Source organism: Nonomuraea sp. NPDC049637 (genome assembly GCF_040675235.1).
Taxonomy (GTDB): domain Bacteria; phylum Actinomycetota; class Actinomycetes; order Streptosporangiales; family Streptosporangiaceae; genus Nonomuraea.
This window is the reverse complement of the sequence record NZ_JBFAOM010000048.1, coordinates 1-22,314: the sequence shown is the minus strand read 5'-3', so window position 1 is coordinate 22,314 and position 22,314 is coordinate 1. Positions and strand designations below refer to the sequence as shown.

Here is a 22,314-nt window from a genome sequence, read left to right as displayed (position 1 = left end):
CCGGGTACGTGGGGCACCGGGCGGACCGTCATCCGATCCGCTGCCACAGAGCCGGTACGACGTCGGGCGTCCAGTCCGGCTGCGAGGTGTGGGCGATCACGCAGCGGTAGCGGACACCCTGGTAGGTGACCTCGTCGCCGGCGTTGTAGGCGTGCCATTCCTGCCAGGTGTCACCGCTGCCGCCACCGTTCACCGTCAGCGAGAACGACGTGCCGTGGCTGGCGGAGCCGTTCGCGTTGAGGGTGATCGTGTACGTCTGCGCCGGCGTGCTGGACGACGTGGTCACCGTCACCGTGGACGACTCGCCCGAGTTGATGGACGACGGGCTGAAGGTGACGGTCGCGCCCGGCGGCACGCCGTCGGCCGCCAGCGTGAGCGGGATCGGCCGGCCGGTGGTGACCTGCGTGCTCAGCGTGGTGGTCGCCGTCGCGCCCGCCGTGACGGTGGCCGACGACGGGTCCGCGGCGACGGTGAAGTCGCCCGCCGGCGTGCCGCCGGTGACCGTGAGCGCGTAGCTCGCCGTCTGCGTCTGGGCCGTGCCGGTGGCCGTCACCGTGATCGGGTACGTGCCGTTCTTCGCCGTCGAGGCCACCGTGAAGGTCAGCCTGGACGACTGGCCCGACTGGATCGTGGCCGGGTCGAAGGCCGCGGTGACGCCGTTCGGCAGCTTGGCCGCCGACAGCGTGACCTGCTGGGGCTGCCCGCCGGTCGTCGCCGTGTTCACCGTGGTGGCCACGGTGCCGCCCGCCGTCGCGGTGCCCGCCTCCGGGTCGAGCCGGACGGAGAACGCGTCCGGGTCACCGGGCCGGGAGACGGTCAGGGTGTAGTTCTGCGTCTGCGTCTGGGCCGTGCCCTGGGCGATCACCTGGACGGTGTACGTCCCGGCCGGCACGGAGGACGCCGTCGCGAGCGTCAGCGCCGACGACTGGCCCGACTGGATGGTGGCCGGGTTGAACTGGGCGGTCACGCCCGCCGGGAGCGTGCCCGTCCTGAGCTGGATCTGCTGGGCGTTGCCGCTCGTGGTCGTGGTGGTCAGCGTCGAGGCGGTGCTGCCGCCCGCGTCCACGGACCCCGACGTGGGGCTGAGCGTCAGCGAGAACTGGTCGGGGATCGGCCGGTTGACGGTCAGGGTGTAGTTCTGCGTCTGCGTCTGGGCCGTGCCCTGCGCGATCACCTGGACGGTGTACGTCCCGGGGGCGGCGTTCGCCGCCACGTTGAGGGTCAGCGTGGACGACTGGCCGGACTGGATGGTGGCCGGGCTGAACTGGGCAGTCACGCCCGCCGGCAGCGTGCCCGTCCTGAGCTGGATCTGCTGGGCGTTGCCGCCGGTCGTCACCGTGCTCAGGGTCGTGGCGGCCGAGCCGCCCGGGTCGGCCGCGCCGGAGCCGGGGCTGACCTGCAGCGAGAAGGTGTCCGGGTTGGCCACGCAGGTCGGGTCGCTGGTACCCCGGACGCTCACGGCGTCCCAGGCCGACTTGACCGCGTTGAACTCCACGCAGCTGTTCGGGAACAGCGCCTTGGCCGCGTTGAGCGAGGCCACCCGCGCCTTGGCGTGGGTCCACGGCTGCGTCTTGGCCTGCAGCGTGCCCATGAAGATCTTGCCGGCCTTCTGGATGCCGATGCCGGTCACCGAGGACGGTCCGCCGGTGCAGATCGGGCTGCTCGGCTTGCCGCCGCCGGGGTTGTTGCCCTCGGCCAGCAGGTAGAACCAGTGGTTCTGGGGCCCGGCCGCCGCGTGCACCTCGGTGGTGGGGATCGCGGTGCTGTAGCAGTTGGGGTCGCCGACCTGGGACGGGTTGTACATGTACCGGATCGGGCCGTTCCCGACGAGGTTGACCTCTTCGCCCACCTGGTAGTCCGGCGGGTCGTTCGGGTTGTTGGCGTAGGCCTCGGTCAGCGCGCCGAAGATGTCGCCCGTGGACTCGTTCAGGCCGCCGACCTCGTTGTTGCCGGTGTCGCCGCCCGGGGTGTTGGTGAAGACGGAGTGGCCGAACTCGTGGCCGACGACGTCCATCGGGGTGGCCTGCTGGTTACCGGCCTGGTTGTGGCCGAAGGTGGTGTACGAGCCGTTCCAGAAGGCGTTGACGTCGTTCAGCCCGACCCGGATGGGGAACGAGCGGCCCGTCCCGCTGTGGCCGTTGCGGCCCAGCCAGTCGCGCAGCATGTTCCATTCCATCTGGGCGGCGTACAGCGCGTCCACGCAGGCCGTCTCCAGGTCGGTGCCCGAGCCGTTGCCCCACGAGTCGCTGCTCTTGGTGTAGGCCGACCCGTTCTGGCCGCCGCACTGGAGGCCCGGCCTGGTGGTGTCCACCATCCGGTACGAGCCGGCGGAGCCGCTGGTGTCGATCGTCACCGTGCCGTCGTAGAAGCCGCGGCCGGTGCCCTCGTGCACCTTGTCGAACTTGTCGATCAGCGAGCCGGAGCGCGCGTCCACGAACACGTCGAGGATGCTGGGCCTGCCGGTGGCCGTCCGCCCGGTGACCTGGACCCGCCAGGCCAGCTTGGGGGTGGCGCTGGTGGCGTGCACGACCAGCTTCGCCGTGGTCACCTCGTCCACCTGGGGCAGGAGGGCCCTGGCGGTGGCCGTCGCCTGCCTGGCCGTGACCGAGGGCTCGGTGCCGACCTTGATCTTCGCGGTCTGGCCGGTGACCACCTGCTGGATCACCTGGCCGGCCCGGTCGGTGCCCACGACGACCTCGCCGCCGTAGACGGGCAGGCCCTTGTACGTACGTTCGTAGGTCAGATATTGCAGGCCGTAGGTTCCGGCGACGTTGGACGAGAGAGTGAAGGCGTCGCCGGAGCCCTTGTGCAGGCGTTCGGCGCCGGCGGCGAGTGCCGCGTCGGCGTTCACTTTCGCGCGGTCGCGCGATTTGGCGTCCGCCGGCGCGAACGCCGGGGGTTCGGTCCTGGCGACGGTGGTCGCCGCGGTGGATAAGTGCGCCTTCGAGGTGGCGCCGGCGGCGCCTGTCATCGAGGCGGTAAGGGCCGCCGCCGCCAATATGGCGATCGTGCCCGACTTGAACGTGCTGTTCACTCTGGGTGACTCCTCTCACATGTCCCCGGGGGTGTGGGGATCGAAGGAGCCCTTTGGCTGGGGCTTGCTTAAAGTTGTCACCCAGGGTGGTCAGGCGAACAGCTCACAAATTTCCATAACGCCACGGTATGCCGGGGGCACCGGCAGATCCGGCTCCACAAATCCTTGATCTTCAGCAAATGGACGCTGATATCCTCCGAAAAAGGGCGGGCTCGAAGGCTCGAAGGACGGGGAGCGCACGTGCGGCACGCACCGGACCAGGCAGACCGGATCCGCGCCCGGGAGCGCGTCGTGCTCGACGCGCCCGGCCCCGAGCCGGAGCCGCCGCGCCCCGGGGCCGAGCCCGCGCCGTGGCTGGCGCGCCTGCTGGACTTCTCCGGGCAGGCGTTCGACGGCGACCGCACGCTGCCGGCCCTGTGGCCGAGGGACGCGGCCCGATGAGCGACTCGACAAACGGCTCGACAAGCGGCTCGACGAACGGCCCGACGAACGACCCGACGAACGACGCGATGAACGACCCGACGAACGGCCCGGCTACCGGCGCGACGGGCGGTACTGACCGGGCGGACCTCGTCCTCGGACGGCGTCTCGGGCGGGGCGGCCGGAGCACGGTCCACGAGGTGCCCGGGCGCCGGATCAACGGTCAGTTCGAGGTCGTCTACAAGGAGTACGACCCCGCCGTCCTGCCTGGCCTCGACGCCGGCGTGCTCACCGAGATGGCCGGGCTGATCGGCCGGCTACCCGGATGGGACGCGGCCTGGTTGTGCGACAAGGCCGCCTGGCCCGCCGAGATCGTCCGGCACGACGGCGCGGTCCGCGGCTTCCTCATGCGGTCGGTGCCCCACCGGTTCTCCTTCGACCTGCGGACGCCCTCGGGAACCGAGCGCCGACCGGCCGCGATGGAGCTCCTGCTCAACCACGACGCCCACACCCCTGCCGACGATCCTGCCCACGTCAGCACCGGCGACCCCGCCGACGCCGGCGCTCATGACGGCGCTCACGGCGGTGGCATCGGTCGGCGGGTCGATGATCGCGACCGCCTGCTGCTGCTCGCCGACCTGGCCGACACGCTTGCCCGCCTGCACGCGATGGACATCGTCGTCGGCGACCTGTCGCCCGAGCACCTGCTGTTCGCCACGGACGGCTCCCCGGAGTGCTTCCTCATCGGCTGCGACATGATGCGGCTCGCCGGAGCGGCGGCGTTACCCCAGGTGGAGACGCCCGGCTGGGAGATCCCCGCCGACGAGCCCGACGGCACCCCGCAGGGCGACGCCTACAGGTTCGCGCTGCTGGCCGTACGGCTCCTGGCCCGCGACCGGACCTCCACGGACCCCGGACGGCTGGCCGCCGTCGCCCCCGCGGCGGCCGACCTCGCGGCGGCAGCGCTCAATGGGCTCGCCGACGAGCGGCCGCGTCCGGGGCAGTGGGCGGAGGAACTGCGGGAGGCCGCCGCGTCGGCCACGCCCGCGCCCACCCACGCACCGCCCCCACCACCCCCGCTCCAGCCCCCGCCACCCCCGCCGTCACCCCCACTGGTGCCATCGCCGTCATCCCCACCACCGCCCCCGCCACCATCGCGAGGACTGCCGCTGCTGCCACCGGCACCATCGCAAGGGTCCCCGCTGCTGCGGCCGCCGTCACCTCAGCCGCCGTCACCTTCGCTGCTGCCCCCGGCACCATCGGTGGGGCCGCCGTCGCCGCCTCCGCCGGCGTTCCCAGCACCGTCACCGGCACCATCGCGGGGGGCGCCGCTCCTGCCGTCGCCCTCACACATGTCGCCGCCACCGCCGCAGGGGACTTCGAGGCCGCCTTTCCCAGGGCCCGGGGGGCCGCCTCCGTCCGGTGCCGGTCTCAGTACGGGGATGAAGGTCGGTCTGGGGGTCGGCTTGGGAGTGGTCGGTGTGGCGCTCGTCGTGGCGGCCGCGGTGATCGTGGTCTCGGTGGTGAAGGATCTCGGCCCGGAGCGCGGGGACAGCCGGCTGACGGCGGCGTCCTCCGGCTCGCCGGACGCGGTCGCCCCCACACCGTCGCCGTCGCCGGCCACCCCGGGGCCCACCGAGACGCCCACCCTCGAACCGCCCACTGAGACGCCCCCCCTCGAACCGCCCACTGAGACGCCCACCCTCGAACCGCCCACCGAGGAGCCGTTCGACCCGGGGGACCTCGACCGCCAGGACACCGACCCGATCCCGCTGACGCCGAGCGCCCTGCTGCCCAGTTCCTTCACCACGGCCAAGGGCGTGCGCTACACCCTCCGGTCGAGCGGCGTGGACAAGTGCCCGGACGCCTACCACGCGGCCAACGTCCGCTCGGTCCTGCGCAAGGCGCGCTGCTCGAAGATGGTCAAGGGCTCGTACGTGAACCCCGGAGCCTCCGGGAACAAGCGCATCATGGTCTCGGTGTGGGTCGTGCCGCTGAAGAACGACGGCCGGGCCGACACCGCGTACGCCCGGCTCGACGACGCCTACGCCGACGCCTGGGGGATCGTCTGCCCCAGGAAGGGCCCCGGCTCGGGGCTGTGCCACTCGACGAGCTGGAGCCGGGCCCAGACCTGGGGATGGGTGGGGTACACCCACCGCTACCTGCTGCACACCATGGCCGTCTACACCAACCGCGCCAACTCCACCAGCACCCGGCCGTGGCTCAAGGACGCCTCCAAGGCCGCGTACAAGGCCATCGGCCCCAAGGTCTACCAGGACACGAACTGACCCCGCCGCCGGACGTCAGTCGGGGCGGTTCAGCGCCGAGTGGCGGCGCCCGTAGGCGAAGTAGATCACCAGCCCGATCAGGAACCACACGACGAACCTGAGCCAGGTCAGCGGCTCCAGGAACGTGATCAGCCAGAGGGAGAAGAGCACCCCGATCGCCGGCACCACCGGCATGCCCGGCATGCGGAAGCCGCGCGGCAGGTCGGGACGCCGGTAGCGGAGCACGATCACCGCCGCGCAGACCACCACGAAGGCCAGCAGGATGCCGATGTTGGTCAGCTCCGCCGCCTCCCTGATCGGCAGGAACCCGGCGATGAGCGCGGACCCGGCGCCGACGATCCAGGTCACCCTGGACGGCACGTGCCGCACGGGGTGGAGCTTGGCGAACCAGGAGGGCAGCAGCCCGTCCCGGCTCATCGCGAACCACACGCGGGTGACGCCCAGCATGAACGTGAACATGACGGTCAGGATGCCGACGATGGCGCCGACCGCGATGACGCTGGCCAGCCCGGACAGCCCGACTGAGGCGAACGCCGAGGAGAAGCCGCTCTCGGGGTCGATGTCCTGGTAGTTCTGCATGCCGGTGAGCACGAGGCAGGCCAGCACGTACAGGACCATCGAGATGGCCAGGGAGTAGAGGATGGCCTTGGGCATGTGCCGCTGGGCGTCCTTCGACTCCTCGGCCGCCGTGCTCATGGCGTCGTAGCCGAAGACGGCGAAGAACACGGTGGCCGCGCCGGTCACCGCCCCGCCGAAGCCGAAGGGGAAGAACGGCGTGTAGTTGGCCGTCTCGATGTAGAAGAAGCCGACCACGATCACCAGCAGCACCACCGCGACCTTGATCGCGACGACGAACGTCTCGAACCGGGCGGCCGACCGCATGCCGAGGTTGAGCAGGAACGCGATGAACAGGCACAGGATCGCCGCGAACAGGTCCACGACGTGTCCCGGCCCGGTGCCGGGCGCGCCGAGCATCCAGGCGGGCAGGTCGATGCCGAACTGGCCGAGGAGGAAGCCGAAGTAGCCGGAGATGCCGATCGCCACGACCGCGACGATGGCGGTGTACTCCAGCAGCAGGTCCCAGCCGATGAACCAGCCGACGATCTCGCCGAGCACCGCGTACCCGTACGTGTACGCCGATCCGGCCTTCGGGATCATGCCGGTGAACTCCGCGTAGGAGAACGCGGCGGCGGCGCTGGCGATGCCGGCGATCAGGAAGGAGATCACCACGGCGGGCCCGGCGGTCTGGTTGGCGACGGCGCCGGCCAGCGCGAAGATGCCGGCGCCGATGATGCCGCCCACCCCGATCGCGGTGAGCTGCCAGAGCCCGAGCACGCGGTTGAGCTCGCCCTCGTGCTCGGTGGCGATCTGTTCTACTGGTTTGCGGCGGAATATCCCGGACCCGCCGTCGAAGCCTCGCGCAGACGTCATGGCGGGGTCCTGCCCTGACAGGAAGCCCGCCACGCGCATGACGGCGGAAGTCGGACAGACCGGCTGGAAGGAGCCGGTCCGTCCGCTGCCTACCCGGCGTGTCCCACGGTGACCTGGGCGCGGGCCTCGGTGGCGTTGCCCGCGCGGTCCACCGCCCGGTACGTGATCGTGTAGACCCGGTCCTGGCCGCCGTCCCGCTCGGCGCGCAGGGCGAAGGAGGTGTCGGCGGTGCCGGTGGCGGCCTCGCGCACGTCTTCCCGGGCGTCGCCCTGGGAGCTGGTGATCGAGACCAGGGTGACGGTGACGGGCCCGGCGTCGGACGCCTTCAGCGCGACCTGCACCGGCACCAGCTTGCGGTTCGGCGGCCACAGCCGGGCGGGGTCCGGCGTGACGGTCAGGGCGGGGGCCGTCGCGTCGATCCGGACGGTGACCGACTTCGGCTCCTCGACGTTGCCCGCCCGGTCGGCGCTGCGGAAGGCCAGCACGCTCTCGCCTTCGCGGTCCACCCGGACGGGGGCCGTGTAGGGCTGCCAGGGGCCGTCGCCGAGCCGGTACTCGGTGCGCGCCACGCCGGAGCCGGCGTCGGCGGCGGTCAGGACCACCTCCACGGGCCCGTCCGACCAGCCGGCGGGCACCCCGGACGCGGTCGTCACCGGAGGCTCGCCGTCCTCGCTCGCGGGGGCGGAGTGGATCTTGAAGCCGTCCACGATGAAGTACGAGCCGTCCTTCTTGACGCCCTTGAGCGTGTGCGGGCCGGGCGCCAGCCCGGTCCTGGTGTAGACGACCTTCTGGTACTCCCGGGTCGGGTTGCTGTTGTCGATGGTGGCGTCGAGCTTGCCGTCCAGGTAGAGGTCGACCTTGCCCTCGTCGGAGTTGACCTGGGCGATGTACTCCACGCCGGTGCCGTGGAAGGCCAGCTCGAAGGAGTCGCCGTCGGTCTGGGTGGCGTGCAGGTCGTCGAGGGTCGAGCCGCCGCCGCCGCGCCGGTCGTTCTTCCAGTCCCAGCCCTCGCCGGTGTAGGTGACGCCGGAGACGTTGTCGATGGTCTCCACGCCGTACGCCTTGGTCAGGCTCAGTTCGGTCAGCGCCTGCGCGCGCCAGACCTTCAGCGGCACCGGACGCCCGGCGGGCGTGCGGTTGTAGACCTTCCAGAAGCTGTCGCGGCCGGTCACCCTGGTCCCGGCGATCTCCCTGATCACGTCGCCGGTGCGCAGCCCCTGGCCGTGGGCGTGGGACCCGGCCGGGACGGCGGCCAGGAACAGGCCGTCGTAGTCGGTGAGCCCGACCGAGGACTTCACCTCGTCGCTGTGGACCTCGGTGGCCGTCGCGCCCATGAGCGGCTCGGCCAGGTTGCCGATCGTCATGCCGGTCTCGGGCGCACGCCAGGTGAGCGGCGGCGGCGTGGGCGAGCCCGGCTTGCCGAACCCGGTCATCGGGAACGGCTGGAAGCCCAGCGCGAGGGCGGGGGAGCCGGCCTTGAGCGTGTAGTCGAGCTTGGCCGGGTCGGCGTACGGGCTCTGCCCCTCGAACAGCGGGTCGGCGACCACCGAGCGGGTGTCCAGCCCGCGGGCCCGCCACGCGGCGCTGAGGTCGGCGACCGGCTTGCCGTTGTTCCAGAACAGGTTGTCGTCGTAGACCGTCCCGGACGTGGACGGGTCGCTCTGGATGAAGTCGTAGGGGTCGTCGGTGACGAAGATGTTCTTCTCGACGACGTCGCCGTTGCTCGCGTAGGAGACGTGGAAGTGGCCGCCGCCGTTGACGAAGATGTTGCCGCGCACGGTCCTGAAGAAGCCCTCACGCAGCTTCACCCCGCCGTTGAGCAGCAGGTTCCCGGTGACCTCGTAGTTGGAGGAGCCGTCGTCGAGGTCGACGTCCCAGTGGGAGGAGTGCCGGATCCGGTTGTGCCGGATCTTCGTCGTCTCCATCGCGTCGAGCTTGGCGTACGCCTTCTTCTGGGCGTCGCCGGCGGTCAGCGGCCAGAAGCGGTCGCGGCCCCAGGTGTTGATCGGCCCGTGGTCGGAGGTCTCCTTCACGCAGTCGAAGATGTCGTTGTCCTCGATGACGTGGCCGCCCCAGGTGCCGTCGTTGATGTCGACGCAGGCGCGCGGGCCGTCGTGCACGGTGTTGCCGGACACCGTCACCCGGCGGCTCATCGAGATCTGCACGCCCGAGCTCTGCTTCTCGAACCGGCCGTTGCGGGTCATGTGGTTGCCGCTGATGGTGATGTCGCGCGGGTAGTCCTCGGTCTTCGGGCCCGGCGTGGTGTCGGTGATCGTGCGTCGCATGTCGTCCCAGGTGGACGGCTCGCGGACGGCCGCCGGCGAGCCGACGACCGCGACGTCGCTGGCCCCTGACCCGCGGAACTCGCCGCCGGAGACGACGTTGCCTTCGGCGTACCCGTCCATGAAGACGGCGTTGCCGCCGACCTGGTCGAACCGGGCGTCGCGGATGGCGACCCGCTGGGTGTTGCGCAGGTAGACCGCGCCGGCGCGGACGATGGCCCAGTCGCCGAGCTGCAGTTTCTCGTACGGGCGGCTGAACAGCGTGCGGTGGGTCTGGGTGAGGGTGAACCCGGTGAAGGTGAGGTCGCGCACCGGCGCGGAGGGCGAGTCGCCGACCACCCGCACGAGCTCCTCACGCTCGGCGGTCTCGACGCGGGCCGTGGCCGGGTCGAGGCCCGCGGGCGGCTGGAGGTAGAGGCGGCCGGCGTCCTTGTCGTAGAACCACTCGCCGGGGGCGTCCAGCTCCTCCAGGACGTTCTCGACCATGCGCTTCTGCGGATGCAGGCCGTCGCCCCGGTTGTTGTCGCCGACCCACTTCAGGATCGGGGCGCCGCCGGCTCCGACGCCGCTCACCCTGAACGAGTTCCCGCCCCATTCGCCCTGGTGCAGCCCGCGGACCAGCGCGGTCGTGGGGTTCTTCCAGCGGGCCACCCGTTCGGGGGAGATGGCGTCGGCGGCGTACCCGTCGAGCACGGGCTCCCTGGGATCGACGTTGGGGTAGCGGGCCAGGATCTGCCGGGCGCCGTCGAGGAAGAGCTCGTCGAAGTCGAGACCCGCGCCGATGTCGGCCACCAGGGTCGCGCCCTGGTACGGGGTCCAGGCGGGGGTCAGCCGGCGTCCGCCGCTGAGCACGACCTGCTCGCCGGGGGCCGCCTCGTAGACGGCCCCGGAGTCGGCGGGGGTGAAGGTGAGGGGCTCGGCGAGGTGGTAGACGCCGCCGCGGACGCGTACCCGGGGCGGCTCGGGCGCGCTGGGCAGGATCGCGCGCACCGCGCGCCGGGCACGTTCGATCGTACGGAACGGCGCCGCCTCGGTGCCGGCGGCGGCGTCGTCGCCGTCGGGGGAGACGTGGAAGACGGTGCCGGCCGCCTGGGCGGAGGCGGGGGAGAGAGCGGTCAGTCCGCTCGCGGCGAGCGTTGCCGCGAGGAGCAGCCGCCAGGGCTTGCCGTGGCGCACAAGGGCCTCCAGTGGGGGGATGGCCCTCATTGTGGCCAACCCCTCAGACGAAGGCGATCACGCCAAGGTCACGTTTCATCCGACCAATCAACCTCTTAGAGCCTGTAGTGCGTCGAAAACTGCGTTTTGTCCGCCATGTGATCGGATCTCTCCGGGTGTGGCCCATGCCCGAGCAGGTGGTTGTGGCTCGTCTTGAGGGTTAGGCCTCCCAGTGCCCCGCGCCGTTTGCAGCACGCAGATGGCGGTCATCGCATGGCGGGCTCGGCCATCACGTGCTCTTGAGGATCCTGGCGACCTGGACGCGGTTGCCGCTGACCGGGAGTGGCTGGCCTCCATGATGGCTGGACGTGCTGCGGACGGGTCGTGATGGTTCACCTTGCGCCGCCGGCTCCGGCGATCGACGTTTTCCTGCTCACGCAAGTGGCTTACGGCGGCGCAGCATCCTGACCAGCCGGATCGCGGCCAGCACGCCCACCCCCAGATGCGCGCACACCAGGACGATCTGGAAGATCCGCTGCCCGCCGGTGAGGTCGGCCGCGTAGCCTCCGTCGTAGAAGCCGGACATGAACGCCAGCACCCCCGCCACGACCAGCAGCCCCGCGGCGGGCGCGGCGAGCGCCCGGCGGCGGCTGGTCGCCCCCGCGACCAGGACGACCTGCGCGACCATCATCGGGATCGGCGCCGACAGGCGCGCCTGGGGGCCGAGCGCGTCCAGGAACGTGGCGTTCAGCCCGGCCGACAGCGAGATGAGCGCGCCGGCCAGATCCAGGGCGAGCAGCAGCCCGACCCCGGCGAGCAGCGAGACCTTCAGCGGCCGATCGGTGGTGGTCGTGGTGGCGACGGACATGTTCTTCTCCTGAGGTCGTAGGGAACGGCCTCAAGGATGTGCGGGGCGGCCGCCGGGCGTCATGAGTCTCATGTCCCGACCCGGAGGGGACTTCTCGTCCCGTGACGGCGGGACACCCGGGTGGCACGATTCACTCCATGAAGGACAGATCGGTACGGCGAGCCTCGCTGGTCGGCGGGGTGCTCGTCGCCCTCGTGGTCGGCTCGCTGGCGGTCGAGCCGCGGCTGCGGGCGCTCGGCGTCACGGGGATCGTCGAGCGGTTCGACGCCTTCCGCGGTGTGGCGGCGCTGTCGTTCGGCGTGCCGGGGCTCTTCGTGGTGTCGCAGCGGCCGGGCGGGCCGGCGGGCCGGGTGGGCTGGGTGATGGTGTTCACCGGGGCGGCCCAGGCGGTGGGGCTGGCGCTCGGCACGTACGGGCTGCTCGGCATCAACCAGGGTGTCGAAGGCGGCGTCGGGGGCGGGCGGCTGCCGGGTGACGACTGGGCGATGTGGGCGTCCAACTGGTTGTGGATGCCGGCTTACCTCGTCGTGCCGACGGTCTTCCTGCTGATCTTCCCGGACGGGCGGCTGCCCTCGCGCCGCTGGCGGCCCGCGCTGGTGGCGGCGCTCGTCGCGATCGGGGCCAACACGCTGGACTGGATGCTGCGGCCGGTGCCGTACGAGAACGTGCCCGGCCTGTTCCCCGACGGGTACGCGGGCGTGCTGGCCGGTCTGCGCGGCCTGCCCGACGTGCTGGACGGGCCGGTCGTGGTGTGCACGGCGGGGGCCGTGGCCGCCGCGGTGGCCTCGCTCGCCGTCCGCTACCGGTCGTCGGGCGAGGAGGTGCGCAGGCGGCTGCAGTGGGTGGTGGCCGCCGCGCTGATCACGGTCGCGCTGGCCGGGGTGGCGCTCGCCGCGCCGTGGGGGGCGGGCGCGCTCGTGCTGGCGGCGGTGCCGCTGCCGGTGGCGGTCTCGGTCGCGATCGTCGCCCACCGCCTGTGGGACCTGGACCTCCTGCTGTCGCGGGCGCTCGCCTTCGGCGCGCTCAGCGTCGGGCTGCTGATCATGTACGCGCTGGTCGCGTTCACCCTCGGTGGCATCGTCGGCGCGGGCGTGTCGGCGGTGCTCGTGGCGCTCGTCGTGCATCCCCTGTACGCCTGGGTCCTCGCCGCCGCCAACCGTCTGGTGTACGGCGACCGCGACAACCCGGCCCGCGCGCTGCGCATGCTCGGCACCCGCCTGTCCGGCGCCGGCGTGCCGGGCGAATTGCTCGACCAGATGGCCGCGGAGGTCGGCAGGGTGTTGCGCGTCCACTACGTCGCGGTCGAGGAATCCGGCGCGGTCGTCGCCTCCTGGGGCCGTCCGGGAGAGGTCGCCGAGAGCGTGCCGCTGCTGCACCGGGGGGAGCCGGTCGGCGCGCTGCTGCTCGGCGAACGGCTGCGCCCGAAGGACCACAGGCTGGTGGGCGAGCTCGCCCCGCACGTCGCGGTGGCCGTGCACGCCCACCGCCTCGGCGCCGACCTGGAGCGCTCGCACGGCCGTATGCTCGCCGCCCGCCAGGAGGAACGCGACCGCCTGCTGTACGAGCTGCACGACGGCCTCGGCCCCAACCTGGCCGCGCTCGCGCTCCAGACGGACCGCGCCCGCCGCCTCGTGGACACCGACCCCGCCAAGGCCAAGGGGGTGATGGACGAGCTGTCCAGGCGCATCCGCGCCACCGTCGAGGACGTCCGCACGATCGTCAACGACCTGCGGCCGCCGCCCCTGGACGACCTGGGCCTGGCCGGCGCGCTGGCCGAGCTCGGCAGGGGCTTCGCCGGCGACCTCGCGGTCGACGTGGAGGTGCCGCCCGACCTGCCCGTGCTGCCGCCGCCGGTCGAGCTCGCCGCCTACCGGATCGCCGCCGAGGCGCTGACGAACGCCGTACGGCATGCCATGGCCTCCCGCTGCACGGTCACGCTGCGCGCCACCGACACCCTGGAGCTGCGCGTGCAGGACGACGGCGTGGGCGTCGGCGCGCCCGTCCGGCGCGGGTTCGGCCTGGCCTCGATGCGGCGCAGGTCCGAGGAGCTGAACGGCACGTTCGAGCTGGTCACCGGCTCGGGCCCGGGCACGCTGCTGCTCGTCAGACTCCCGCTGGCGGCCTGATGATCAGGGTCATGGTGGTGGAGGACCACCCGGTGTTCGCCGAGGGCCTGGTCGCGCTCCTCGGCGACGCGCCGGAGATCGACGTCGTGGGCGTCGCGAGCACCGGCGAGGCCGCCGTCGACCTCGCCGGACGGGTCGCGCCGGAGGTGGTGCTGATGGACCTGCACCTGCCGGGCATCAGCGGCGTGGAGGCGACCGCCCGCATCCTCGCCGACCGGCCGGAGACGGTCGTGCTGGCGCTGACGATGCTCAGCGACGACGAGAGCGTGCTCGCCGCGATCCGCGCCGGAGCCCGCGGCTACCTGCTGAAGGAGTCGACCGGCGAGGACATCGTGCGCTCGGTGCGGGCGGTCGCGGCCGGGCAGGTGGTGTTCGGCGCCTCTACGGGCGAACGCCTGCTGTCGGTGCTCGCCACGACCGCGGCACGCCCGCGCCCGCTGCCCGAGCTGACCGACCGCGAGGTGGAGATCCTCGACCTGGTCGCGGTCGGCCTGAACAACCAGGCGATCGCGCGGCGGCTCGTGCTGAGCGAGAAGACCGTGCGCAACCACGTCTCCAACATCTTCGCCAAGCTGCACGTCTCCGACCGTTCGGCGGCGGTTGTCCGGGCGCGGGATGCCGGGCTCGGCTCCGGCTGATCATCGCCGACTTCCGTCCGCGCGCGACGTGCTCGGCGAGGCGTTCAGTACATCGCACGCCCCGTCAGAACACGGGCCTCGGATCGGCGCGTGATCTGTCCCACCAGGTCAGACCTGCCGCAAGGGCCCAGCAGGGGGAGCCGGCAGGGTGTTTGCGCCCGATCGCCGGGGTAGGCCCCGATCGTGCGATGGTCTGGCGTGCGGGCTGGACCCTGTCCGTGGTGATCTGCCGCCCCGCGGTGCGCGTGCGGGGCGGCCACCATGCGCAGCGCTGCGTGAATCTCCTCCAGGGCCGAGTGCCGCCGGTCATCACTCGCATCACGGCAGGTCGTAGCCGCCGATCACCGGCCGTCTCGCGCAGCAGGCCGATCGTCGCGCTGTCGTCGGATTCGCCCGGCTGGAACGCTGCGCCGGCCGCCCTCACCTTGAACGACGTCCACGGCTGGTGACTGGGCCGGAGGCCGGGCGGCGGGCTGCCGTCCGGCCTCCGAGGTTGGTCAGAACGAGGGGCAGGGGTTGTTGCAGGCGGTGTAGTTCGACGTGCAGTCGGTGTAGAAGAAGATCCGCTTGTAGTAGGAGCCGCCACAGTGGTCGCACCAGGTGCGGTACGTGCAGCCGGCGCCGGCGGTCGTCTGGGGGAGGACACGGGCGAGCACCCGCTCCGCGAGCTTGACCATTGCTGTTGTCCTTTCCTCACCTTTTCCTCACCGCCCGGCGGGACGCCGGCGCGGAGTTCGCGGCAGGTGGCCGACGACCACGCCCAGGAGCTGCCGGGCGGGTACGTAGCCGAGCCTGCGGGAATCGAGGCTGATCGGCCGGTTGTCACCGAGCACGACCAGCTGTCCGGGTGGTACGACGGGCTCCGGCCGGGTCGCCAGCGCGGGCACTTCGGCGCGCGGCACCGGATCCCCGGGCACCGCCGCCGCCCGCTTGACCATCCACTTCATGCCCAGCCCCGGAGCCGCGGCGACCACCACGAGCCGTCCTGGCCGCACCCGGGCCAGGGGCGACCTGCGCACCAGGACACGATCGCCGTGCCGCAACGCGGGCTCCATGCTCCGCCCGCGTACGGTCACCGTGAGGAACCGCGCCCGCAACACGAGAACCAGGACGACGAGAAGAACCAGGACGACCACGCCGACGACGCCCGCCACGGCCACCGCGGTCAACGGACGCCCGCCGGGGCGTAGCCGCGGGCCTGGGTCGCGAACAGCTCGGCGTACCGGCCGCCGGCGCGTACCAGGTCCTCGTGGTCGCCGCGCTCGACGATCCGGCCGTCGGCGAGCACGGCGATCGTGTCGGCGTCGCGTACCGTGCTCAGCCGGTGGGAGATCAGCAGTGTCGTCCGGCCGGCGCGGTGCTCGCGCAGGACGGTGTGCACCTCGTGCTCGGCGGCCGGGTCGAGACCGGCGTTCGGCTCGTCCAGGATCATCAGCTCGGGACGGTCCCGCAACAGCCCTCTGGCCAGCGCGATCCGCTGCCACTGCCCTCCTGACAACGTCACGCCCGACTGCTCGTCGTCGGAGAACAGCTTGGTGAGCAGCGTGTCGTAGCCGCGCGGCAGCGCCCGTAGGATCGCGTCGGCGCCCGCGCGGACGGCCGCCGCCTCGATCCGCGCGCGCCCGGCCGTCAGGTCGCCGACCGCGATGTTCTCGGCCGCGCTGAGGTCGTAGGCGGCGAAGTCCTGGAAGACCGCGCCCAGTCGTTCGCGCAGCGCCGCCGGGTCGAGTTCGCGCAGGTCCACGCCGTTCCAGAGGATCGCGCCGCGCTCGGGGTCGTAGAACCGGCACAACAGCTTGACCAGGGTGGACTTGCCCGCGCCGTTCAGGCCGACCAGCGCCAGCGAGTGGCCGGAGGGGATGTCGAGATCGACGCCGCGCAGCACCCACGGCTGGTCGGGCCCGTAGCGGAACCACACGTCCCGCACCTCGATCCCCCGCGGGACCGGGCCGGGGGACGGCGCGCCGCGCCCGGACGGCGTGCGCGGGGCCAGGTCGGGTGCGGTGTCCAGGACCGCCCGGTAGTGGCCGAAGAGCAGCAGCGCCTCGTGCGCGGCGGCCAGGCTGCGCACGCCCGCCGCCAGCCCGCCCTGCGTGCCTGCCACCGCCGCCACGAACACCGACAGATCGCCCACCGACGCCCGGCCCGCGGCCGCCTCCGCCACGATCCACACCAGCCCGGCCCCCCAGATGGCGGCGGCCAGCAGCGCCTGCCCGCCCTGTCCCCGGAGCTGCCGCACCGCCACCCGCCGCCGCTCGGCGTCGATGGCCCGCAGCTCGGCCAGCATCCGGCCGCGGAAGAAGTCCCCGAGACCGAACAGGCGGATCTCCTTGGCGGCGTGCGGCATGCTCAGCAGCCGGGCGAAGAACAGCTCCCTGCGCTGCCCGTGTCCCGTGGTCCGCATGACCTCGGCCTGCTCCCGTCCCAGCCGCAGGTGCACGCGGAGCAGCGGCAGCGCCGCGACGGCGACGAGGACCGCGACAGCCGGGCTCACTCCGGCCAGCGTGGCCAGGAATCCCGTCGTCATGAGCACGGCCTGCGCCAGGCCCAGCGCGCTGGTCACCACCCGGCCGGGCCCGGCACTGCCGGCCCGCTCGGCCAGGTGCAGCCGGTCCTGGAACGCGGGCTCCTCCAGCCGGGCGAGGCCGGGCAGCGCGTTCACGGCCGTGTAGAGCCGGTCGCGGACGAGCAGGCCGACCCGGCGCTCGAACTCGGCGCCGGCGAAGGTCAGCACGTACGGGCCCGTCCCGGCGACCGCGGCCAGCGCCAGCAGCGCGGCGACGTACGGCGCCAGGGCCGCCGCCGTGGTGCCCCGCCCCGCCACCTCGTCCAGGACGAGCTTGGTGTACCAGGCGGTGAGCACCGGCGCCACGCCCGTCGCCGCGGTCAGCACGGCCTGCAGCACGACGTACCATCGGCCCGCCTCCCAGGCGAGCGCCACGGCCTGCCAGAGCGACCGCGCCGGGCTCCCGTCGCCCGGCCTCACACCGGCTCCGCGGTCGGCAGCGCGGCGGGCTCGGTGCCCGAACCGCTGATCACGCCGCGTTCGTCCAGCAGGTAGAAGGCGGGCAGCCCGCGCAGTCCGAAGGCGCGCCACACCGGCCCCTCCGGCTCCTCCTCGATCACCACCTTGGCCGCCGGTCCGATCCTGGCGGCCAGCTCCGCCACCTCGTCGGGCGTGCCGATGAGCACCGCCAGCACCTCCTCCCGGCGGAAGCGGCCCCGGCGCACGTAGTCCAGGAGGCCGGGCAGGCGCTCGCCGCACAGCGAGCAGGCGGGGCTGAAGAAGCCGACCAGGCGGATCGCGCCGGCGTCCACAAGCTCGCCGTCGCGGGTGGTGGCCGTGAACGGCGCGGGCGTCGTTCCGGGCGGGAGCACCGGCAGGGGGATCCGTTCCGGCGCGGGCCCGGCTCCGCGGGCGCCCCCGCTGCCGCGGAGCCGGGCGATGAGCGCCAGCACCAGCAGGAGGTTCAGCACGCTCAGCACGGTGACGAAAATGAGCAAGTACGTCATCGGAACACGCTCCTGAGATCGTCGATCTTGATGAGCAACAGCGCCGCGACAGCTCCGGCCAGCCCCGCGACGGCGCTCTGCGCCAGGGCGCCGGCCAGGACCGTCGCCGCCGGGGCAGCGCCGGCGACGTACCCGAGGACGCTCACGCCGGTGAGCAGCACGTTCCTGACCACGTGCACCGGCCCCAGCGTGCGCGGCGGGCCGCCGAAGCACAGGCAGGACGTCGGCGTACGCCGGGCCACGGTGAACGCGACGGCCGCCGTGAAGACCGTGCAGACCGCCGCGGCCAGGGCGAAGCCGTACTGCGGCGGGACCGGCGCGACCAGCAGCACGACGACCGCCGACTCGGCCGTCGTCACCGCGCCCGCCGCCCACCCGCGCCACCGGCGGCGGACGATCCCGCTCTCTTCCAGCGACCGCGCGAAGGCGGGCAGGTCGCGTGCCTTGCCCGCGACCGCGGCGCCGAACACCACGACGAGGGCGACCCCACATCCGACGGCGAGAAGGTCCATGCGCCGAACCGTAGAAAATCGGCGCCTCGGATTTACTGGCAAGCTTCTTAACTATTTGCCAGTATGTCCACCAGGCACACGGGGTGTCTGAGGCGGGGCGACCGGCAGGAATCGCGGCGGGAATCCAGATGAGCTCGGGCGGTGAAGCGCTCCGGCGCAGGCGGGTGGCGGCGGGATGGAGTCAGCTCGAACTGGCCACCCGCGCCGGTGTAGGCGTGCGCACGCTGCGCGACATCGAGCGGGGACACGTACGCCGCCCGCAGCGCGCCTCCCTGGAACGCCTGGTCGCCGCGCTGCCCCTGGCCGACGCCGACCGGGCCGAGCTGCTGGCCGGCTTCGAGCGCGCCGCGCCGCCGTGGATCGGGGTGCTCGGCCCCCTCGCCGTCCGACAGGGCGGCGTCGAACTGGACGTCGGCGCGGCGATGCCCCGGGCCCTGCTCGGCCTGCTGGCGCTGCACGCCGGGCGGCCGGTCCCGTCCGACGAGATCGTGGACGTGTTGTGGGAGGACCGGCCGCCGCGCACGTACGACAACCTCATCCACGTGTACGCCGGCCGGCTGCGCGCGGTCCTCGGCACAGAGGCGATCCGGCGCACGTCCGCCGGCCACCTCCTCGCGTCCGCCGCTGATTGCCTGGACCTGGCCGCCTTCGAGGCACTGACCGCCCGCGCCGGCACCCTCCCCGACGAGCCCGCGGACGACCTTGCGGCGGCGCTCGCGTGCTGGCGCGGTCCGGTGCTCGCCGGATCGCCCGGCCGTCTGCGCGAGCATCCGATCGCGGTGGCCGCCGCCAGGACGCGCGTCGCCGCCGCCCTGGCCTACGCCGACGCCGCCTCCGGCGCCGGGCCGCAGGTGGTGGCCGCGCTGTGGCGGGTGGTGCACGACGAGCCGCTGCACGAGGGCCTGGCCGCCAGGCTGATGACGGCGCTGGCCGAGCAGGGCGAGCAGGCGGCGGCCCTGCGCCTGTACGGCGAGATGCGGGCCAGGCTGGCCGCGGAGCTGGGCGTGGAACCGGGGAACGAGCTGCGCCGGGCCCGCGAACGCATCCTCACCCGCCCGCCCGAGGTCCCGGCCGGACGGCAACCGGAACGGGCGGTGACCGTGCCCGCGCAACTGCCCGCCGCCGTGGCCGCCTTCACCGGCCGTACCGCCGCGCTGCGCCGCCTGGACGGGCTCCTGGAGGGGCGGCGGGAGAGCGCGGCCATCGCGGTGCTCACCGGCACGGCGGGCGTCGGCAAGACGGCGCTCGCCGTCCACTGGGCGCACCGCGCCCGCGACCGGTTCCCCGACGGCCAGCTCTACGTCAACCTGCGCGGCTACGCCGCCGCGCACCCGCTCGGCCCGATCGACGCGCTCGCCCGCTTCCTGCACGCACTCGGCGTGCCACCCGAGCAGGTCCCCGCCGACCCGGACGAGGCCGCCGCCCTCTACCGGACGATGCTGGCAGGCAAGCGGGTGCTGGTCGTGCTGGACAACGCCTCGGACCCAGGCCAGGTGCGCCCGCTGCTGCCCGGCACGGCGGGCTCGGCCACGCTGATCACGAGCAGGGACACGCTGGCCGGGCTGGTCGCGCTCGACGGCGCCCGGGTGCTGCCACTGCCGGCGCTCACCGAGGCGGAGTGCCGCGACCTGCTCGCCCGGCTGCTCGGCCGCGCGCAGGTCAGGGCCGAGCCGGCGGCGGTGGCCGAGCTGGCCGCTCTGTGCGCCCACCTCCCGCTCGCCCTGCGCATCGCCGCCGCCAACCTGCTCGGCGCGCTCGCGCCCGCCGCCTCCAGTCAGCCCGTACGGCCCGCACACCGGCCCGCCGCCGGGCCCGCCGCCCGGCCCATCGCCCGGTACGCCGAGCGGTTGCGCGCAGGTGACCGGCTGGACGTGCTCCAGATCCCCGGGGACGTCGAATCGGCCGTGCGGACCACGTTCCACTTCTCCTACACCGCGCTCACGCCGCCCGCGCGCCGGTTGTTCAGGCTGCTGGGCCTGATCCCCGGCCCCGACATCACCGTTCCGGCCATGGCCGCGTTCCTGGAGACGACCGAAGAGGAGGCCGAGGCGCTGGCGGCCGCGCTGCGCTCGGCGAGCCTGCTGGATGAGCACCTGCCGGGCCGGTTCGCCCAGCACGACCTGCTGAGGTTGTGCGCCGCCGAGTACGCCCGCGACGAGCGGGCCGAGCTGGTCCGCCTGCACCGCCACTACCTCGACCGGGCCGACGCGGCGGCACGTACGCTGTACCCGCAGTTCCTGCGGCTGCCCATGCCGCCCGCCGCCGAACGCTTCCCCGACCACACGGCCGCGTCCGGGTGGCTCGACGCCGAGTTGCCGAACCTGCTGGCCACGGTGACCCACACCGCCGAGCACGGCCCGTACGAGCTGGCCTGGCTCATCGCCGACACCCTGCGCGGCTACTTCTTCCTGCGTCACCAGGTGGCGGAGTGGCGCACGATGGGCTACACCGGCCTGACGGCGGCCAAGGCGGCCGACGAGCGACGGGCGCAGGTCGCGCTGCTGCTCAGCCTCGCCGGGCTGAACGGGTTCCAGGGCCGCCAGCAGCAGGCGCTCGACCATTACGCGGAGGCCATGCGTCTGGCGGAGGAGACCGGCTGGCACGAGGCGCTCACCGCCGCCCTGTGCAACGCCGGCGCCACGTACGCCGACCTGGGCATGCTCCGCGAGGCCGTCGATCACCTCGAACGCGCGCTCGCCCTCAACGAGGACCTCGCCCACACCCCGGCCAAGGCCATCAACCTGGGCAATCTCGGCTGCCTCTACCTGGAGATGGGCCGCCTGCACGATGCCGAGGCCAGCCTGACCCGTTCGCTGAGTCTGTGCCGCGAGCTGGAGCACCGGGCCAGCGAGGCGAACGGCCTGGCGATCATGGGCGAGGTGCTGCACGGCCTGGACCGGCTGCCCGTGGCCCGCGACACCCTCCTGGCCGCGCTGGACCTGCACCGGGAGATCGGCAACCGCGGCAACGAGGCCGACACGCTGCGCAACCTGGCCGCGGTCGAACGCGACGACGGCAACCTCGGCGAAGCGCTCCGGCTGGCCACCACGGCGCTTGAGGCCTCCCACCAGACCGGGCACCGCAGGCTCGTCGCCGACACCCTGCACACCCTCGGCCTGATCCACCTCGCGCTCGGCGACGTGGACGCCGCGCTCGACCACCACAGCCGGGCGTTGGAGCTGGCCAGGGCGGCGGGCAACCGCTATCCGGAGACGAAGGCGCTGCTCGGCCTCGCCGCCGGCCAGAGCCTGCGCGGCGCCCGCGAACCGGCGCTCCGCCACGCCGACCTGGCCCTGGCGCTGGCCCGTACCGCGGGGTACCGCCTGCACGAAGGCCTGGCGCTGGCCCTGCGCGCCCACATCGGCGGGGACGCCGGCGACGCGCGCAGGGCAGGAGAGGTGTTCACAGAACTCCGCCTGACCGCCAAGGCGTGGCGACGCGCCTTCCTCCCCGCGGCCCGCTGACCGGGCGCCGGGCCGGTCCTTCAGGACTTCGCTGCCAGGGCCAGCCGCATGCGATCGAGTCACCTCGCCCGGGATGACGCCGTGGACCTGCTCGATCGGCACGGGCTGCCGAAGGAGACGTACCGGAACCTGTACGAGGAGGAGTCAATCCTCGTGCCCGGCCCCGCCACGGTGACCGGCGAACTCTCCCGCCGACCAGCACGGGCGCACGCCGTGGGTCGACGAGCAAACGGCTCCCGGTCGCCGCTGCCGTGCTGAACGTGCTGCAGGACCACGCAAGTGATCATTCTTCTCCGTCGGGCCTGGCCGGGGGATGTCCGGTGTTGATGGGCGGCCGAGTCCTCCGCGAGATACGACATGGACCGCGCGGGTGCGGTCGTGATCGCGTCTGGGGGCGCCCAGCCGGGTCCCGCACCCTCCACAGGAAAGGCCACCTCGTCCCGGGCCGCGAGCCGAAGCGCGCTGCTCGCCAGTTCTAGATGGGACGATGATGGACGTACTCCACCACTGTCCCGTCGGGGTGCCGGGCGTTGAAACCGGCTCCGGTCGGCACGTCCTGAAGCGGGAACACGATCTCCGCGCC

Annotated in this window: 16 protein-coding genes; 7 read left to right on the top strand and 9 right to left on the bottom strand. The window is 73.0% G+C overall.

Features of this window, described 5'->3' with window-relative positions:
- Positions 1 to 28: 28 nt before the first annotated feature.
- On the bottom strand, positions 29 to 3,034 hold the full coding sequence (locus AB0J71_RS41105) for a M4 family metallopeptidase (RefSeq protein ID WP_364419535.1): 3,006 nt from the start codon (positions 3,032 to 3,034) through the stop codon (positions 29 to 31).
- Between the two features lie 240 nt (positions 3,035 to 3,274).
- Between AB0J71_RS41105 and AB0J71_RS41100 the strand changes: the two genes are divergently transcribed.
- Both AB0J71_RS41100 and AB0J71_RS41095 read left to right on the top strand, forming a co-directional pair.
- Positions 3,275 to 3,475, top strand: a complete 201-nt coding sequence (locus AB0J71_RS41100) for a hypothetical protein (protein WP_352326284.1) — start codon at positions 3,275 to 3,277, stop codon at positions 3,473 to 3,475.
- Complete coding sequence (locus AB0J71_RS41095) at positions 3,472 to 5,742, top strand: hypothetical protein (RefSeq protein WP_364419533.1); 2,271 nt, start codon at positions 3,472 to 3,474, stop codon at positions 5,740 to 5,742. Before AB0J71_RS41100 ends, AB0J71_RS41095 begins: the two co-directional genes overlap by 4 nt.
- 15 nt (positions 5,743 to 5,757) lie before the next feature.
- On the opposite strand, the gene AB0J71_RS41090 is transcribed toward AB0J71_RS41095, so the two are convergent.
- The 3 genes from AB0J71_RS41090 to AB0J71_RS41080 all read right to left on the bottom strand — a co-directional run bounded on the left by AB0J71_RS41090 (position 5,758) and on the right by AB0J71_RS41080 (position 11,478).
- On the bottom strand, positions 5,758 to 7,173 hold the full coding sequence (locus AB0J71_RS41090; RefSeq protein WP_352326281.1) for an amino acid permease: 1,416 nt from the start codon (positions 7,171 to 7,173) through the stop codon (positions 5,758 to 5,760).
- Positions 7,174 to 7,262: 89 nt separating this feature from the next.
- Positions 7,263 to 10,631, bottom strand: a complete 3,369-nt coding sequence (locus AB0J71_RS41085; protein ID WP_364419531.1) for a right-handed parallel beta-helix repeat-containing protein — start codon at positions 10,629 to 10,631, stop codon at positions 7,263 to 7,265.
- Between the two features lie 412 nt (positions 10,632 to 11,043).
- Positions 11,044 to 11,478, bottom strand: coding sequence for a hypothetical protein (locus tag AB0J71_RS41080; RefSeq protein ID WP_364419529.1), 435 nt, complete (start codon positions 11,476 to 11,478; stop codon positions 11,044 to 11,046).
- Positions 11,479 to 11,615: 137 nt separating this feature from the next.
- On the opposite strand from AB0J71_RS41080, the gene AB0J71_RS41075 reads away from it, so the two are divergent.
- The 3 genes from AB0J71_RS41075 (at position 11,616) to AB0J71_RS41065 (ending at position 14,691) form a co-directional block, all read left to right on the top strand.
- Positions 11,616 to 13,604, top strand: coding sequence for a sensor histidine kinase (locus tag AB0J71_RS41075; RefSeq protein WP_364419526.1), 1,989 nt, complete (start codon positions 11,616 to 11,618; stop codon positions 13,602 to 13,604).
- 11 nt (positions 13,605 to 13,615) lie between these two features.
- Positions 13,616 to 14,242: a response regulator transcription factor gene (locus AB0J71_RS41070; RefSeq protein WP_352328485.1), complete on the top strand. Its 627-nt coding sequence runs from the start codon at positions 13,616 to 13,618 to the stop codon at positions 14,240 to 14,242.
- Positions 14,243 to 14,430: 188 nt separating this feature from the next.
- Complete coding sequence (locus tag AB0J71_RS41065; RefSeq protein WP_364419524.1) at positions 14,431 to 14,691, top strand: hypothetical protein; 261 nt, start codon at positions 14,431 to 14,433, stop codon at positions 14,689 to 14,691.
- A gap of 48 nt (positions 14,692 to 14,739) precedes the next feature.
- Here the strand turns inward: AB0J71_RS41065 and AB0J71_RS41060 are convergent, their stop codons facing one another.
- The 5 genes from AB0J71_RS41060 to AB0J71_RS41040 are packed head-to-tail and all read right to left on the bottom strand — an operon-like array spanning position 14,740 to position 18,267.
- Positions 14,740 to 14,919 (bottom strand): hypothetical protein, encoded by a 180-nt coding sequence (locus AB0J71_RS41060; RefSeq protein ID WP_352328482.1) that lies wholly within the window; start codon positions 14,917 to 14,919, stop codon positions 14,740 to 14,742.
- A gap of 27 nt (positions 14,920 to 14,946) precedes the next feature.
- Positions 14,947 to 15,402: a S26 family signal peptidase gene (locus AB0J71_RS41055; RefSeq protein WP_352328490.1), complete on the bottom strand. Its 456-nt coding sequence runs from the start codon at positions 15,400 to 15,402 to the stop codon at positions 14,947 to 14,949.
- Between the two features lie 5 nt (positions 15,403 to 15,407).
- Complete coding sequence (locus tag AB0J71_RS41050) at positions 15,408 to 17,228, bottom strand: ABC transporter ATP-binding protein (protein ID WP_364419522.1); 1,821 nt, start codon at positions 17,226 to 17,228, stop codon at positions 15,408 to 15,410.
- Positions 17,225 to 17,755, bottom strand: a complete 531-nt coding sequence (locus AB0J71_RS41045; protein WP_364394016.1) for a hypothetical protein — start codon at positions 17,753 to 17,755, stop codon at positions 17,225 to 17,227. The genes AB0J71_RS41050 and AB0J71_RS41045 overlap by 4 nt, the downstream gene beginning before the upstream one ends.
- On the bottom strand, positions 17,752 to 18,267 hold the full coding sequence (locus tag AB0J71_RS41040; protein ID WP_352331302.1) for a MauE/DoxX family redox-associated membrane protein: 516 nt from the start codon (positions 18,265 to 18,267) through the stop codon (positions 17,752 to 17,754). Before AB0J71_RS41040 ends, AB0J71_RS41045 begins: the two co-directional genes overlap by 4 nt.
- A gap of 128 nt (positions 18,268 to 18,395) precedes the next feature.
- On the opposite strand from AB0J71_RS41040, the gene AB0J71_RS41035 reads away from it, so the two are divergent.
- Both AB0J71_RS41035 and AB0J71_RS41030 read left to right on the top strand, forming a co-directional pair.
- The gene (locus AB0J71_RS41035) at positions 18,396 to 21,731 is read left to right on the top strand and encodes a BTAD domain-containing putative transcriptional regulator (protein ID WP_364419519.1); all 3,336 of its coding nucleotides are present in this window, start codon (positions 18,396 to 18,398) and stop codon (positions 21,729 to 21,731) included.
- Between the two features lie 81 nt (positions 21,732 to 21,812).
- Positions 21,813 to 21,989 carry a hypothetical protein gene (locus AB0J71_RS41030; protein ID WP_364419517.1) on the top strand — a complete coding sequence of 59 codons (177 nt, stop codon included), beginning with the start codon at positions 21,813 to 21,815 and terminating at the stop codon, positions 21,987 to 21,989.
- The last annotated feature ends 325 nt before the right edge of the window (positions 21,990 to 22,314 follow it).

Coding starts and splice junctions, on each gene's coding strand:
- AB0J71_RS41095 (WP_364419533.1), top strand. CDS start 3,472: ATGAGCGACTCGACAAACGGCTCGACAAGCGGCTCGACGAACGGCCCG.
- AB0J71_RS41090 (WP_352326281.1), bottom strand. CDS start 7,173: ATGACGTCTGCGCGAGGCTTCGACGGCGGGTCCGGGATATTCCGCCGC.
- AB0J71_RS41080 (WP_364419529.1), bottom strand. CDS start 11,478: ATGTCCGTCGCCACCACGACCACCACCGATCGGCCGCTGAAGGTCTCG.
- AB0J71_RS41075 (WP_364419526.1), top strand. CDS start 11,616: ATGAAGGACAGATCGGTACGGCGAGCCTCGCTGGTCGGCGGGGTGCTC.
- AB0J71_RS41070 (WP_352328485.1), top strand. CDS start 13,616: ATGGTGGTGGAGGACCACCCGGTGTTCGCCGAGGGCCTGGTCGCGCTC.
- AB0J71_RS41065 (WP_364419524.1), top strand. CDS start 14,431: ATGGTCTGGCGTGCGGGCTGGACCCTGTCCGTGGTGATCTGCCGCCCC.
- AB0J71_RS41060 (WP_352328482.1), bottom strand. CDS start 14,919: ATGGTCAAGCTCGCGGAGCGGGTGCTCGCCCGTGTCCTCCCCCAGACG.
- AB0J71_RS41045 (WP_364394016.1), bottom strand. CDS start 17,755: ATGACGTACTTGCTCATTTTCGTCACCGTGCTGAGCGTGCTGAACCTC.
- AB0J71_RS41040 (WP_352331302.1), bottom strand. CDS start 18,267: ATGGACCTTCTCGCCGTCGGATGTGGGGTCGCCCTCGTCGTGGTGTTC.
- AB0J71_RS41035 (WP_364419519.1), top strand. CDS start 18,396: ATGAGCTCGGGCGGTGAAGCGCTCCGGCGCAGGCGGGTGGCGGCGGGA.